Source organism: uncultured Sphingomonas sp., assembly GCF_936927845.1.
GTDB lineage: Bacteria > Pseudomonadota > Alphaproteobacteria > Sphingomonadales > Sphingomonadaceae > Sphingomonas.
Map to the genome: position 1 here is coordinate 38653 of NZ_CAKZHV010000040.1, position 13478 is coordinate 52130.

At 65.2% G+C, this 13478-nt stretch carries 15 protein-coding genes and 1 pseudogene; 14 read left to right on the forward strand and 2 right to left on the reverse strand.

Annotated elements, in window-relative coordinates:
• Positions 1 to 2 precede the first annotated feature (2 nt).
• Positions 3 to 1667 carry a hypothetical protein gene (locus tag Q0579_RS06360; protein WP_048939653.1) on the reverse strand — a complete coding sequence of 555 codons (1665 nt, stop codon included), beginning with the start codon at positions 1665 to 1667 and terminating at the stop codon, positions 3 to 5.
• Positions 1668 to 1777: 110 nt separating this feature from the next.
• On the reverse strand, positions 1778 to 3190 hold the full coding sequence (locus Q0579_RS06365; protein ID WP_063976912.1) for a tyrosine-type recombinase/integrase: 1413 nt from the start codon (positions 3188 to 3190) through the stop codon (positions 1778 to 1780).
• A gap of 112 nt (positions 3191 to 3302) precedes the next feature.
• Between Q0579_RS06365 and Q0579_RS06370 the strand changes: the two are divergent.
• The 14 genes and pseudogenes from Q0579_RS06370 to Q0579_RS06435 all read left to right on the forward strand — a co-directional run.
• Positions 3303 to 3662, forward strand: a pseudogene (locus Q0579_RS06370) (hypothetical protein); the annotation flags it as partial.
• A 38-nt stretch (positions 3663 to 3700) separates the two neighbouring features.
• Complete coding sequence (locus Q0579_RS06375; RefSeq protein ID WP_242121877.1) at positions 3701 to 4060, forward strand: DUF3768 domain-containing protein; 360 nt, start codon at positions 3701 to 3703, stop codon at positions 4058 to 4060.
• Positions 4060 to 5118 carry a hypothetical protein gene (locus Q0579_RS06380; protein WP_298277268.1) on the forward strand — a complete coding sequence of 353 codons (1059 nt, stop codon included), beginning with the start codon at positions 4060 to 4062 and terminating at the stop codon, positions 5116 to 5118. Before Q0579_RS06375 ends, Q0579_RS06380 begins: the two co-directional genes overlap by 1 nt.
• A gap of 69 nt (positions 5119 to 5187) precedes the next feature.
• Positions 5188 to 7590: a DNA cytosine methyltransferase gene (locus Q0579_RS06385; protein WP_296221004.1), complete on the forward strand. Its 2403-nt coding sequence runs from the start codon at positions 5188 to 5190 to the stop codon at positions 7588 to 7590.
• The gene (locus Q0579_RS06390) at positions 7578 to 7775 is read left to right on the forward strand and encodes a hypothetical protein (RefSeq protein WP_298277265.1); all 198 of its coding nucleotides are present in this window, start codon (positions 7578 to 7580) and stop codon (positions 7773 to 7775) included. Before Q0579_RS06385 ends, Q0579_RS06390 begins: the two co-directional genes overlap by 13 nt.
• A 94-nt stretch (positions 7776 to 7869) precedes the next feature.
• A complete protein-coding gene (locus Q0579_RS06395) occupies positions 7870 to 8676 on the forward strand; it encodes a hypothetical protein (protein WP_298277262.1) in 807 nt (268 codons plus the stop codon).
• A 63-nt stretch (positions 8677 to 8739) separates the two neighbouring features.
• Positions 8740 to 9030 carry a hypothetical protein gene (locus Q0579_RS06400; RefSeq protein WP_298277259.1) on the forward strand — a complete coding sequence of 97 codons (291 nt, stop codon included), beginning with the start codon at positions 8740 to 8742 and terminating at the stop codon, positions 9028 to 9030.
• A 31-nt stretch (positions 9031 to 9061) separates the two neighbouring features.
• Positions 9062 to 9376, forward strand: coding sequence for a hypothetical protein (locus Q0579_RS06405; RefSeq protein ID WP_298277256.1), 315 nt, complete (start codon positions 9062 to 9064; stop codon positions 9374 to 9376).
• A gap of 70 nt (positions 9377 to 9446) precedes the next feature.
• Positions 9447 to 9683 carry a hypothetical protein gene (locus tag Q0579_RS06410; RefSeq protein WP_298277253.1) on the forward strand — a complete coding sequence of 79 codons (237 nt, stop codon included), beginning with the start codon at positions 9447 to 9449 and terminating at the stop codon, positions 9681 to 9683.
• A 94-nt stretch (positions 9684 to 9777) separates the two neighbouring features.
• The gene (locus Q0579_RS06415) at positions 9778 to 10287 is read left to right on the forward strand and encodes a hypothetical protein (RefSeq protein WP_298277249.1); all 510 of its coding nucleotides are present in this window, start codon (positions 9778 to 9780) and stop codon (positions 10285 to 10287) included.
• Between the two features lie 27 nt (positions 10288 to 10314).
• Entirely contained in the window at positions 10315 to 11019 is a 705-nt protein-coding gene (locus Q0579_RS06420) for a hypothetical protein (protein ID WP_298277245.1), read from the forward strand.
• A gap of 64 nt (positions 11020 to 11083) precedes the next feature.
• Positions 11084 to 12406 carry a hypothetical protein gene (locus Q0579_RS06425; RefSeq protein ID WP_298277240.1) on the forward strand — a complete coding sequence of 441 codons (1323 nt, stop codon included), beginning with the start codon at positions 11084 to 11086 and terminating at the stop codon, positions 12404 to 12406.
• 124 nt (positions 12407 to 12530) lie between these two features.
• Positions 12531 to 12815, forward strand: coding sequence for a hypothetical protein (locus tag Q0579_RS06430; protein WP_298277237.1), 285 nt, complete (start codon positions 12531 to 12533; stop codon positions 12813 to 12815).
• 43 nt (positions 12816 to 12858) lie between these two features.
• Complete coding sequence (locus tag Q0579_RS06435; protein ID WP_298277234.1) at positions 12859 to 13386, forward strand: hypothetical protein; 528 nt, start codon at positions 12859 to 12861, stop codon at positions 13384 to 13386.
• Positions 13387 to 13478 lie beyond the last annotated feature (92 nt).

Sequence of the window (13478 nt, forward strand, 5' to 3'; positions counted from 1 at the left end):
GTTCAGCCCCGCTGAAGATGTGGCGGCAGCGCTGGCGCCACAGCGGCATTTTCCGCCGTGGACCGAGCCTGTTCGATATCGCCAGCGTCGAACACGGGGAGTATCTGTACCATAATTCGATTATGGTCGGCGCTGTAGCGCTCGTGCCACTCCGCTTCCGTCATGACGGCGCGCCGTTCAGCTAGCCATGTCAGATAGGTCAGCAATGCAGGCAGTTTTCGTGCGGTGAACACTGCATTCGAGCAATGGAGGCAGCCGGTGAACGCGGTGGCGCAGGAGCCGTTGTCGTTCCGCCCAAGAGGGCTCGACCAAAAGCCGGAACACATGCCAAGGAACGTATCGGCATCGCCTGAGACCAACGACGCGACCGCGCCTGCGTCGAGCTTTTGGTTTCCGATCGAGAGGCCGGATGCGAGCGCGCTGACTTCCTCCTTCGGTGGCAGGACCAACGGCATCATCGCCATGTCGAACAGTTGACCTTCAGCGACCGCTACCGAGCGTGCATGCTCTTCTCGAAGCCCGTCCACCGCGGCATAATGCCGAGCGGCAACTGGCTTCGAGTGATCGCTCGCGAAGCGCCGAAGGTGGCCTGTGTGGCGCAAGTAATTGTCCCGCTTCACCGTCTTCCTTAGCCGGGCGGGAACGATCTTGGTTATCGGCTTGCCCGCTTCGTCGACGAGCCCAAGGCTCCTGATCGCGGCATAGAAGTTGTGGGTAGAAAGGCTGAACCGCCGCCAGCTCGGCAGTCCGGCTGCAACGAAGCCCACCCACAGGTAATCCGCATTCGGGTCCCCTCGATCGGCCATTCGCTCGGCGGCGGGTCGGGATAGTTCGAGGGCAAGGCGAACGAGTCCGCCGGGCGTATTAATTCCACCATCACGCACGCGTTCGCGCTTGATCTTCGCGCGGGGGCCGCCTCGTCCCTTTGTGTATTCAATGGAGACGTACCCTCTCGCGGGGTTCTTCAGGCAGTCGCGCCGCAGGGTCCGCAGGCATTCTATCGGCATTTCGACCCGGAGCGCGATGGCGATGATGAAGCAGATCGCATCAGGCAGGGTCAGAACGAGAAGATCGCTGGCCGCGGCGATGGCAACCTTGCGATATTTGAACATGTCGAACTCGCTTCGAGCGGGGCGCGTGCCGTCGGCGACCCTCAGGAACACATTCTCAAAGCGGCTCCTCTCCGGCTTGTTTCGCAAAGCTTCGATCTGCTCGCGGCCCGACAAGATCCTTTCGCGTGTAGCTACCACGCTGCGATCAGCGGCGTCTTTCAGGACGCGAGCGACGAACGGTGTCAACGGTTCGCGGGGCCGTAATGCCGTTCCGTTGTGCCGGCTCGTGAAGTTGATCCGCGCCTTCAGATCCGGACGAAGCAGATCAGGGTTTCGTTCGTCTATCGCGCGAAGGCCGTGAACAAGGCAACGGAACCGGGAGTATTGACCCCGAACGTCGCAGGCATCGATGTCAGCGGCCGTGATCACGCGAAGCCCCCCGTTGAGGCGCCCGCTGGAGGACAGATGTTTCCCGAGCGGGATCCAGCTCTGTCGATACTGTTCGACACTCGGGACGGCCAGGCCGGCGAACAGCTCGTTCATCATCGGCCCAAGGTACAAGGCAAGATCGCGACCCAGGCCTTCGTTCCCCACCTCGTGCAGCAACCAGGTCATTTCGCGCCCGACACCGTCACGATGATGATAGGCTACGATCGCGTCGGCTCGCGGCTCCTCATCCTGCTGCGGAGGTAAATCGCGGAACGAGAGGCGAGGGCGACCCACTGCTAGAAGAAGCCCATCAGACGAGAGTCCAGCGCCTCGGCCGCCTGATCTACGATTTCGAAGGCTTCATCGAGGTAGGTGAGATATTTTTCAGTGGTCAGGACGCTGGCGTGACCCAGCCATCGCTGGACCCGGCGCAAGGGGTCGCTGACAACCTTCATGTAGATTTCCTCGGTTCGATCCGGGACAGATCGATCGTCGAGCCTCATCACTTCCGCTTTGACGAGGTGTGTAAGCCAGTAGACGGCAAAGGTATGCCGGAGGGTATGGGGCGATACGTGTAGGTCCCAGCCCATGTCCTCCGACAACTTCTTGCTGGTACGCCGGAATATCGACTGCCATGCCGCGGGGGTGAGGGCTTGGCCGTCCTGCGCCAGCCACAATGCTGCCGGCTGCGCACTTTCCAATGGTGCGCCCGATCCGGGCAGCAATAGGAGGTTGCGTCGTTCGTCGATGCGCAGAGTCGCCAGTGATCGAGGGCGCCGCTCGCCCTTGATCAAAACGCGTTGCCCGCCTGCAAGCGTGCCGATGAGCGGCTGCCGCATGGTCCGGACCCCACCCGCGCGTCGCCAGCGATCGACCAACTGGCTCCGCTCCTCGCGAATATAAGCGTCGATGAAGTTACTGGCTACCCGCCTCGGGAACGGCACTGATCGAGGTTTGCGCCCTTTGGTGATTCTGGCGGGCAGGTCGATCATGGTGCTGCGACAGCCGTGAAAGACGCGGGCGTTCGTCGTCGGAAGCTCACCGATCAGAAGGCTTGCGCCTTCTTCGAGCCTAACCCCTGTCGTCACAAGCAGCTCGGCGAACGCGGCATCGCGCATCGGATTCCGCCGGTGAGTGATGCCGTTCGCGTAACCCCCACCGAGCAGGCCTTGGTCTCGGAACAGAACGTAATCCTCGAGCGGGATCATGCGGATCGTATCTTCGGCAACCGCGCCATCACGGCGGAATCTGGTTTTCGGCGCAACTGATATCAGTCCTGCGTCCTCGCTGGCGGCCCATTGATAGAACCGCGTTAGCGCCGCAGAGGTGCGCTTCCAAGACGATCCCGATAGTCGGAGCTCGCCCGGCCCTTCGAGCCGAAGGCTGCGATATTTCCCTACGTCGGCACTCGATGCGTCGAGTAACGACTTTGAACGCGCATCCCGCAGGTAACGGGCAAAGACCTGAAGATCTCGAGCATAGTGGCCTGCGCTGGCAAGGGACACGCCATCGGATCGCAGGAACGTGATGAACGAATTGACTTCTACAACGGGGCTTCCGTCGGAATGAAGGAGAGAAGGGAGATTTGTTTCGGGTAAGTATTTGATTGCGTCCTGCTTTATGGAGTCATCAAGCGCAGGCCGGATCATCGTCCCATCAAGAAGTATAGGCTCGACGCCGAGCCAAGGATCGAACGGGAAAAGATGCACTGAACCCTCGACATGACACTGGGCGTTTCCATTTTATTGCCCCGACCCGATCGATAATGGGACAATATCCTTATCCCGTCAAAGGGAATGGATCGTCTCAATGGCGACATAATGGTTGTGCGTGGCCAACGCGCCCAGCGAGATCCGCGAGCTCCCCGCATGGTGCCTGCGCCTTATCGTTCTGGTCGAGGCCCGGGCAGCACCGCGCCTCCACACCGTCGAAGGGCTCTGGCGCCGCAGCACTCGCGCCCGACCTGGATCGATGACCCAGTTCATTCGTCAGGAGCGGCTCCTCCCCGCCGACGAAGTCGACCGCATCGCTCGGGATGCCCCGACCGAGCTGATCCGCTTTCAGGACGTCGCCGGTGCCATCCCGCTCGACGCTCGCCCGACGCTCGCCAGCTGGCTCGACCGCTTCCACGCCGCCTTTCCGGACCGAGGCCGACGCGAGCAACCCGCCCTCGCTGCCTGATCGCCGGCAACCCCCTCCAGGTTCAACGGAGCACTCCCATGATTGATCACGATACGACCAGCCGGAGCGAGGCTATCGCCCGGCTCAACGACCGTTGCCGGCAGGGCTTCGACCGCACCGCCCGCATCGTTGTCACGCGCACGTGCCTTGCGAGCCTGTCCAACGACAGCCTGGCCTCCCAAGCAATCGCGCAAGCCCGCCTTCTTCAGGAGATCCGCCAGTACCAATTCCCCGACGGCGTCCCGGAGCGCAACCGCGGCGACTTCGCCATCGACGAAGTGCGCATCTATTTCGCGATCGACTATTACGACACGGCTCTTGAGTACGGCTCGGAGAATCCGGCCGATGCCAGCGTCACCCGCCGCGTCCTCACAATCATGCTGCGTGAGGACCTCTGATGTCCGCGCCCTTTCGTCCCGTCATGACGACGCTGCATCCGTCCGGGATCGAGATCATCATCGGTCTGCCGCATCTCGCCCGCGGTGCGCTCCTCGAGCGCGCCGCCGCGCTGCGCGCGCCCGTACTGATCTCTGCAAACTGCCTTTCGCGCTGGCGCAAGGTCGATGGCTGGCGCGACTGGAGGGGATGGCGGACCAGCACACTCGCCAACGCGTCCGACCTCGCCAGCATCGACCTCGATAGCGCCGGCTATACCATGACCGTTGCCTACAACGGCATGCCGTGGTCGATCGACGACTACATGGCGCTCGCCGCCTCCTTTCCGTTCAGACGGATCGCCAGCGCCGACTACTGCTGCGAAGTACAGGTCGCCCACGACCGGGAAGAGGTGCGCGACCGCATCTCGCGGACGATCGCCACCAACCGGGAATGCCACGCCCGCGCCGTCGACCTCGGCATCCGCGAGCGTTTTATGCCCGTCCTGCAAGGGCGGATCCCATCCGATTACATCCGCTGTCTCGACGCGCTGGGATGCCTTATGCTGCCCGGCACCGTCGTCGGGGTCGGAAGCATGTGCAGACGCCCGATACACGGCCCAGAAGGCCTGATCGCCGTGGTCGAGCGGCTGAGCCGCGAGCTGCCGATCGGCACCAAGATCCACGCCTTCGGCGTCAAGGGCGACGCCCTGCCATACCTTGCTCCGTTCGCGCGCTGGATCGCCTCGATTGACTCGCAAGCGTACGGCATCGCAGCCCGACAGGACGCACTTCGGCGCGGTGTACGCAAGACGGATCACCTCGTCGCCGATCATCTGGAACGCTGGTATCGCCAACAGTGCGCCCGCACGTCCTCGCCTGCACGCTTCCTGCCCGAGGCCGACGAACCGGTGCCATCGTCGCCGACAGCATCTGACCCATGGGAAACCGCGATCGCGCTTGCCCGCCAGCAGATCCGGGACCTGATCGAGAGCGGCGACCTCGACCATGACGAGATCACCGCGGGCTGGGTCGAGTCCTGGGCGGCCGACATCTACCACGAGCGGCGCGAAGCAGCCTGAGAAGGGGAGGGGGAGCGGGAAGGTGCGCGGCGCGGGCAATCTTGCCCCCGCGACACCTCCGGAGGTCCCATGCTTCAAGCTCCCATCACCCGAGTTTACCGCCATGGCCATCTGTTCGCGGGAATAGGGGCTGGCGCCAAGGGCTTCGGCATGGCGCGCCCAAGGGTCGGTAACATGGTCGCCCATTGGGAATGCGCCGGCGGAATCGACGTCGATCCAGGGGCGATCCGTAATTTCGAGCGCCTGACGGGGGTGCCCGGGACGGTCATGGACCTGTTCAGCCGCGACCAGTACCGCGCCTTTCACGGCCGCGAACCCGACCGGAATTGGCGCGAAGCCGTCCCGGCCGACATCCGCGCCGTCTTCGGCACCCTCACGTGCATGCTGCTCAGCCCGCCATGCAAGGGCTTCAGCGGCCTTCTGTCGCAGGCGAAGAGCCTCACCGACAAGTACCAAGCCCTGAACGCCCTCACACTTCGCGGGATCTGGCTCACCCTCGAGGCCTACAAGGACGATCCGATCAGGGTCATTCTCATCGAGAACGTGCCCCGGATACAGACGCGCGGACGCTGGCTGCTCGACCAGATTATCGCCTTGCTCCGCGCCTATGGCTACTCGGTCAACGAGAGCCGTCACGACTGCGGCGAGCTCGGGCACCTCGCGCAGAGCCGCAAGCGATTCCTGCTGATCGCCCGTCATACCGAGCGCGTCCCCCCCTTCATCTATCAGCCCCGCAAGTTCCGACTCCGCGGCGTGGGAGAGGTCATCGGGCAGATGCCCTTGCCCGGTGATCCGCTCGCCGGCCCGATGCACCGCGTTCCGTCCCTGCAATGGCAGACATGGGTTCGTCTCGCCTTTGTCGAGGCCGGCTCGGACTGGCGATCGCTGAACAAGCTCGCCGTGGAAAACGGCGTCCTGCGCGATTACGGCATCCGGCCAGAACTACCCCTGCGCGATAACGCCTACGGCGTCTGCCGCTGGGAAGATCGCAGTCCGCTGGTCACCAGCGCGCGCGCACCTGGCCAGGGACGTTTCTCCGTTGCCGATCCGCGTGCCTTCTCCTCTCGCGACGGCACCGGGTATCTCGGCGTGCGGCACTGGGTCGACCATGTGGGCGTGGTCAGCAGCCGGGGTGGCCCAACCAATGGCGGATACTCTGTTGCCGACCCGCGCCCGGGTTACCGACCTGATACGCACACCAGTCTTCTATCGGTCGCCCACTACGATGCCACCTCCCGGGTAGTGAGCGGCGCCGCGCACGTGGCGGGCGGCGCGCTCAGCGTTGCCGATCCGAAGATCCATGCTCGAGGCCGTAGGGCGGAAGCCCCGGTCACCGCGGCGAACGGGGTGGCCACCTTCTCGATCGCCGATCCGACGCCCGCCTATGGACCGGCGACGCACCGCCACGTTCTCGGCGTCATCGGCTGGAACGGCTCGACAGGCGTCGTCAGCGGGTCACCGAAGCCTAGCACCGGCGCCCACTCGGTCGCTGACCCACGCATCAACGGGCACCCCGCCAGCGTCCAACTCGGTATCCGGACCTGGGACGAGCCCGCCGGCGTCGTCACGGCGAACATGTGGGTCGGCTCAGGACCCAACGCCGTCGCGGATCCGAGACAGGACCGCCCGCGCTTCAACAACACTTTCAAGATCGTCAAATTGACGCACCCTGCGAGCGCCGTACCCGACCCGCGCGCTCGCGAAGGTCGCCACACCAACGGCAAATACCGGGTCTGCGCCTATGACAGCCCAACCAACGCCGTGATCGGCGCCTCGACAACAGGGATGGGCGCGTTCGTCGTCGCGGATCCTCTCTATCGCTCGGGTGAACTCGGCCAGCACGGCAACAAGATGCGCGTGGTGCCGGCAAACGCGGCCGCTCCGACGGTGACCGGTTCCGACCGGGTCGGCTCTGGTGCGCTTTCGGTTGCCGATCCGAGGCCGCGGGCGCTCGGCCGCGCCGACCGGCAGAACTACGTCTCGCAGACCCATTACGGCATCGTCGGATGGGATCAGCACACCGGCGCGATCCCCGGCTTCGCCAAGAAGTGCAACGGCAGTTGGTCGGTTGCCGACCCGCGCGAACCCGAGCTGGAGGACCTTCCGGCCTCGTTGCCGGCCAAGGACGATCGCCTTGTGGCCCGCATCGTCGCACTCGACGGCACCTGGCATCGCCCGTTCACGTCGGCCGAGCTTCTGGTCATCCAAGGTATCCTCGATCCGACCGAGTACATCGACCTGATCGGGACATCGGACGCCGAGAAACGGGAATGGGTCGGTAACGCGATTCCGCCGCCTGCATCGCGTGGCATCGCTGAAACGGTAGGAGAAACCTTGCTCCTGGCCGATGCCGGCGAGCGCTTCACGCTGTCGCCGCGGGAGATCTGGGTGAAACCCGGCGCGCTCGCGCTGACCATCGACAACCGGCAAGCCGCCTTCGAACTCGACGGGATCGACACATGGTTCATGTGACCCAGCGCTCCTCGCGCGCGGAGATCCGCAATCCCGTCCTCGGCCTGCCGGCCATCAACGCGCTGCGCGACCTAGACCCTGCCGCGCAGGAAGCGCTCCGCCTCGCCCTGCTCGACCTGCAGCGCGATGCTAGACGCCGCGCCGAGAAGAGCTGGCACACCCACAAGCCGCCCTTGGCGGCGTAATGGTCCGCCGTGGGGGTGTACGCCGGCCACATCGCGCGCACGCTCCGCCTTCCCCGCCGATGACCGAGGCCGCAGACCAACGAGGGCGACCATCATGCTGACCACCCGGAGCCAACGCTGGCGCGACCGGCGAAGCCTGTACGTGTCCAACGACACGCTAATCGACCCCCGCCGCTACGCGGTCGATATCCTCGGTCACGAAACGGCCCGCGCTTTCCTGGCGGACCACCATTATCTTCCACGCTACCCCGCCGCGCAGGTCGCGGTCGGCCTGTTCGGACCCGGCAAGGGCGGCGCTGCTTCGCTCGACGGCTTGATCGTCTTCGGCGTCCCTGCGACCGGCGCCGTCATCACGCGCCACACCGGGTTCTCAGACGCCGCGCGCCGCTGCGTGCTGCAACGACTGCTCTGTCTTCCGAGCGTGGCCGCGAACGGGGAGAGCTATTTCACCTCCCGCGCCTTTCGCCTCCTGCGTCTGGCGCGCCCGCGCATCGAAGCCGTCGTCAGCTTTTCCGATCCGGCGTACGGCCATTGCGGGGGTGTCTATGCCGCCCTCTCCGGGGCGTATCGTGGTCGAACAAGGCCGCGGCAGGTCTTGCGCATCGCCGGCGAGACCATCTCCGAGCGGACCCTGTCCAAGATCCGCAATCTCGAAAGCGGCCACGCCGGCGCGATCGATCAACTGGTTCGCCTCGGCGCACCCCGCCCGAGGCCGACGGAGCATCCCCGCGTCTGGCTGGATCGATGCCGAAGAACCGGCGCCCTCACCAACGCGCGGCAGAGCCCACTCTTCACCTACTGCTTCGAACTGACCCGCGAGGCACGCCGCACCGGCCACCCGCTTCCGCGTCTTGCCTATCCCGTCCGATCGGACGTCCTGCGTGAGCAGCTCGGAGCCTGACCCGTCGTATTCGACGGGGAGGAGAGGGGGAGCGGAGATCGTGTCCACGAGAGGAGACGAGCCATGCGCATCCACCAGGCTATCGCCATCGCCAAGGCCGACGAACACCGTCTGATCCGCTTCATCGAGCCGCGAAACCGCTTCCTGGACGCCCTCGACTGGAACGCCTTGCCGGAACAAATGGCCCGCGAGGCGTCGATGATGGACGAGTTACTGGCGACCGAACTCGCGGAATCAGCCTGCTATGTCATCTGGCTCGAGGAATGCGTCGCGTTCGGAGTCGAGGACATCGTGGGCGTTCTTCGCTTTGAGGCCGCCCCGAGAGCATGGCAAACCGCCTGGGTCACACTCTGAAACGCCAAGACGCCTACGGGAAGGACCACCGATGAGCAGGCACACCTTTACCGGCCTTCGCGGCGCGACCTCTGTTGCGATCGGATGGGACCGGCCGCTTGAGACCTTCTTCGTGCAGGTACTGCGTCCTGACCCCGAGGAGGTGGGGGAAGAAGAAACCGTCGTCTGGAGGGGCACGAACCTGCGAGAGCTATCGACAGCGGCAGAGGCCATTGCCATCGCGCGCCCCTGGGCGATCCTTCCCGCCGACCTCGCAGCTACGCTGGAGACCGACCGACTGAAGACCCTCGGTCTGTCCGACGGTGAATACCAGGCCGAGATGAAGCGCCGCCTGTTCCCAGACTAACCAAATAGGCGCGGATTTGTTGAGACCGCGAATTGCAGGCCATGCTACACTCGCCGAGAGGAGATCACGCATGTCGGATTCCCAAGCCTCACAGAAGTCAGCCCGCTCGACCGCGGCTAAGGCGGTCACCGACCTCTCGCGAGGATCCCCCGGATTTTGGCGATCGCTCGCCTTCCTCCTGGCTGCAACCGCAGTGCTCGTAGGCACCATGGTCATCGATCCGAACCTCACCCTCGTAGCGCTCCCGATGATGACGATCATCTTCGTGCTGCTCGAGCGAGCCAACCATAAAACAACCCCGCGCTAAGCGTTAAGCGGCCGAAGACCGCTCCGGGCGCCCAAACCGGAAGGAGAGGGGGGGGAGGGATCGCGTGGTCCGATAGGGACCGACGGAGATCCCCATGCCCTATTTCGTCGACATTGGCGGTGCGCCCGCCAACGAGGACTGCGCCCAGCTCGGTCAGACGCCCGACTTCGACGCCCTGAACAAGCTCGAGGTACTGACCTACAAGTATGCGATAATTGCCCGGTACGGCTCGCCACCTCCGGGATGCCGGCTCTCCGGCCTCGCCAATCGCCACGACTTCGGCACCTACGTTACCCTCGTGCTCCACGTCGAGAACGAGCTCGACGAGGCGGTTCGTACCTATGCCGAGGCAGTCGAAGAGGGCCTTGGGACTTGGCTGGAAGCCGGATTTCGTGCGCCCGTCAATTATGACGACGCCACCCCGACCCAGGTTCACAGCGATCCAAGCGAAATCCTGATCAGCGCCTTTCACGTCACCCGCCCGGGTGCGGACGGTCGGTTCCCGGTCGCGGACTTCGAGACGCTCCACACCAATCTCGCCGCAGCCTTTCCTGACGAGGCCGCAGTCGCCCGCGCGCGCCTGACCGAGGCCGCAACCGCCTGACGGCGCTCTAAGCAAACGGAGAGTCCCATGTCGAACAGCTATCTCAAGGCGGCTTTTGCCCTCCTGATGTCCCGCGAGGACGCCGCACTCCTCCGGGAAGCGGAAAAGGCAGTCGACCTTCTCGATACCAACGGCACCGACGACGAGCTCGCCGCCGCCTACGACACGCTCGACGAGCGCTTTCGCGCTGTCTTCCCACCCAAAGGCGACAATCGGTTTGAGAGCTTCCTCGAGCTCTTCGAAGACTGGAACTTCCCGTATCTCGACGCTCGCATCGCCATCGAGGACGTTGAGGGTGAGGACAACGTCCGCGTCACCTTCACCGGCGACCAGTTCGGAGTCGACCAGGTTGCCAAACTCATCTTCCGCGCCTGCAAGTCGGCTCTGCCCTGCGGCTTTGCCTGGTCCCACGACAGCGATCGGCTGAAGGTCGGCGACTTCGGGGGCGGCTGCGTTGTCATCACCGACGCGGGCATCCAGTGGCACACCACCCAGGGCATCCTCGAACGCGCCTTCAAGCGCCTTGATGCCGGTGCCTACGAGGGTCTCGACGGCTTCGTGCTCGCGACCCGCGATAGCACCCATGGGCTCTCCTTCTGGAATAACGACAACGGATTCGGCTCCCTCGCAACCGCCACGGTGTTCACGGAAGGCGAGGCCGCCGACTTCGACAAGCCGATCGCGAACGACGAACCCGAATGGCTCGCGCTCCCGGCTCCGACCGCCGTCTGACCCAACCGCAGCCGTCCGCCGCGCGATGCGTGGTGGACCGCTCGCTCTCTTCCGCAAGGCTGTCATGGCACAAGAGCGTCTCGACCCCGCCGACGTGAGTACATGGCTCACCCGAGGCCGGACCCCTGAACACGCAGCCGCGATCGCGGCCGCGTGGCGCGACTTTCCCGACCTGCCGCCCGACGCGCCCCTTCAGGACCGGACGGCTCGAGGCCGCGAACGGATCGCCGCGATGCGCCCGATCAACGACGCGATCCGCGATCAGACCGAGGCGCAGCGGCAGGCGACCAACTTCGCCTTTACCGAGCAGCAGGTCCAGTCGGGCCGCGGCAACGACCGCGACATCGCCATCCTGCACGGCCACAAGCAATACGGCTACGACTGGGACATCAGCTGCCGTTACGCCGATGGTTGGTACGCCGCCCATGTCGGATGGCCCCACCATTACCCTGATGGCATCCCCTCGAACGCCCCACTCGCGCTGCGCCATGCCGCTTACGACCAGGGCTTCACCGATGGAGGCGGCGACCGAACAGATCTGTTCGACGCTGCGCGCCGGAGCAATCTGGCCATCTTACGGGAGAGCAACTTCCCGCCGCCCGCGCCTACAGCGACGCCGAGTGGTCGGCCGCTTCCCAGCGCGTGGCCGAAACCGACAGACGAACCGAGGCCCGCGCGCTGGTCTCGCCGGCTCGCCATCATCGACGCCGCAGATGTCGCAACCGGCGACCCGTCGCGAACGGCATGGGACTTCCTGACCCTGATCCTCTCTCGGCCCGGCGCCGACAAGGCGATGATCGTCATCCTGACGCCTGCCGGATTCGTGGTTCCTGACGGCCTCGCCGCGGATCACCGCTCTGCCGAAAGCCCGACAATCGGGGCAGTCGCGGCCGGACACCAGCTGACGCAACTTCTCGCCGGCCGCGAGTTCGACGACGTGCTGATCGCGCTGCAAGACGACGGGTTGCGCCTGCTGGACGAGATCGCCGACGTCCTGCCCCTTTGCCGGACCATGGAGCGGACGCGAAACACTCGCCTGCAGCAGCGCGCCCATCTGCGAACCTGGCTCGACCGCGGCTACGCCGCAAACGAGAACATGGCTGCGGGACATATCCGCTGGGGCAAAGCGATCCACGGCCTCACTGGCAAACTCGGTGAGTTCACCGCCCGCCACGTCGGACCCGGTCCCAACGGAGGTCACCTTATCCGGGTGGAGACCACGCTCGGCACACTCGCGACCGGCTATGCTGACGCGGACGGCGCGCCGCTCTCCCCGGAGGTAATCGTGTCGAGCAAGGCACGCCTCAGACCCACAATCGCGTCCACGCTGCGCACCTTCGGGGCGGCGACCACCTTGATGGGCACGCTCGATCTCCGAGCGGCCTAACTGCCCACCTTCAGGCGCGGTGCAATGCGCGGTGCATGTCGCTGCACGAAGCCCAGAACAGAAGGGAAGGGGGAGCGAGACGGGCGGGACGGCCAACCGGGCCAGTCGCACCAGGAGCCTGCCGATGCGTACCATCCTCGCCTTCTATGAGATTGACCGCGCGTATGGCGGCCCCGAAGAGGGGGGCTGGTGGTATGACGCCGGCACCTTCGTTCGCGTGATCGGCTTATTTCTGGACGAGGCCGCGGCCGTACGGGCGCAGCAGCGCGCCAACCGCCTGCTCGATCGATTGCAGCAGCACCGAACGCCGGTTTCGTCGGTGACCTACACGGGAGGGCGCTACCGCGCGCTCACCTTCACCGGCCTGCCGCCCGCGCACTACCCGGCCGAGCGCCCTTCCTACTCCTGACGCCGCGCGCGTCGCCACTCCTAAGCATCGGAAAGGAACGGTCATGCACCGCGTCCATCATTTCACCTCGACCCGGCTCGCCTATGATGCGTGCTTCGATGATCCCCACGTCCGCGAGGGCGACGTGCTCGTTATCGCGCGCGAACAGATCGTCGGCCTCGCCTCAAGCGATCCCATCGCCGTCACTACCGGTCACGGCTACCTGCGCACGATCCCGGCCATGAGCCGCGACACGCTGCTGGGCGAACTGGCGCACGACACCGCCCAGCTCAGCCACGCCGTGGATGAGGCGCTCCGCCACCATTACCCGGTCGCGGCGCACTACCTCAGCTTTGCCACGTCGCAGCACCGACTCCTGGCAGGCGAGACGATCGCCGTCCTAACCGCCGACGACCTGCTGGTGACCTCCGACGCGATCGAGCGGCGTATCGCCAATCTGCGCGAGCGCATGAAGGGCAAAGAGCAGGAGTCCGAGGGCCTGTTCCTGGCGGACGCGATCCGCAGACTCGAGACAGCACGCGGCAAGCTCGCGAATCCGGCCTGGACGCACCCGGTCGCCCCCACCCGATAGGGTGCCTCCCGTCAACCAGTACGTCCCCGCTGGAAGCCCATCGCCGCGCGAAGAGCGCGCCGATGAGTGGGCGCTGACGCGCCCTGCTCGGC

What these genes read in the sequence shown, in the direction of transcription:
- Q0579_RS06420 (WP_298277245.1), top strand. Translation starts at nt 10,315, where the DNA reads ATGTCGAACAGCTATCTCAAGGCGGCTTTTGCCCTCCTGATGTCCCGC.
- Q0579_RS06380 (WP_298277268.1), top strand. Translation starts at nt 4,060, where the DNA reads ATGTCCGCGCCCTTTCGTCCCGTCATGACGACGCTGCATCCGTCCGGG.
- Q0579_RS06405 (WP_298277256.1), top strand. Translation starts at nt 9,062, where the DNA reads ATGAGCAGGCACACCTTTACCGGCCTTCGCGGCGCGACCTCTGTTGCG.
- Q0579_RS06395 (WP_298277262.1), top strand. Translation starts at nt 7,870, where the DNA reads ATGCTGACCACCCGGAGCCAACGCTGGCGCGACCGGCGAAGCCTGTAC.
- Q0579_RS06400 (WP_298277259.1), top strand. Translation starts at nt 8,740, where the DNA reads ATGCGCATCCACCAGGCTATCGCCATCGCCAAGGCCGACGAACACCGT.
- Q0579_RS06415 (WP_298277249.1), top strand. Translation starts at nt 9,778, where the DNA reads ATGCCCTATTTCGTCGACATTGGCGGTGCGCCCGCCAACGAGGACTGC.
- Q0579_RS06425 (WP_298277240.1), top strand. Translation starts at nt 11,084, where the DNA reads ATGGCACAAGAGCGTCTCGACCCCGCCGACGTGAGTACATGGCTCACC.
- Q0579_RS06360 (WP_048939653.1), bottom strand. Translation starts at nt 1,667, where the DNA reads ATGACCTGGTTGCTGCACGAGGTGGGGAACGAAGGCCTGGGTCGCGAT.
- Q0579_RS06375 (WP_242121877.1), top strand. Translation starts at nt 3,701, where the DNA reads ATGATTGATCACGATACGACCAGCCGGAGCGAGGCTATCGCCCGGCTC.
- Q0579_RS06385 (WP_296221004.1), top strand. Translation starts at nt 5,188, where the DNA reads ATGCTTCAAGCTCCCATCACCCGAGTTTACCGCCATGGCCATCTGTTC.
- Q0579_RS06435 (WP_298277234.1), top strand. Translation starts at nt 12,859, where the DNA reads ATGCACCGCGTCCATCATTTCACCTCGACCCGGCTCGCCTATGATGCG.
- Q0579_RS06430 (WP_298277237.1), top strand. Translation starts at nt 12,531, where the DNA reads ATGCGTACCATCCTCGCCTTCTATGAGATTGACCGCGCGTATGGCGGC.
- Q0579_RS06410 (WP_298277253.1), top strand. Translation starts at nt 9,447, where the DNA reads ATGTCGGATTCCCAAGCCTCACAGAAGTCAGCCCGCTCGACCGCGGCT.
- Q0579_RS06390 (WP_298277265.1), top strand. Translation starts at nt 7,578, where the DNA reads ATGGTTCATGTGACCCAGCGCTCCTCGCGCGCGGAGATCCGCAATCCC.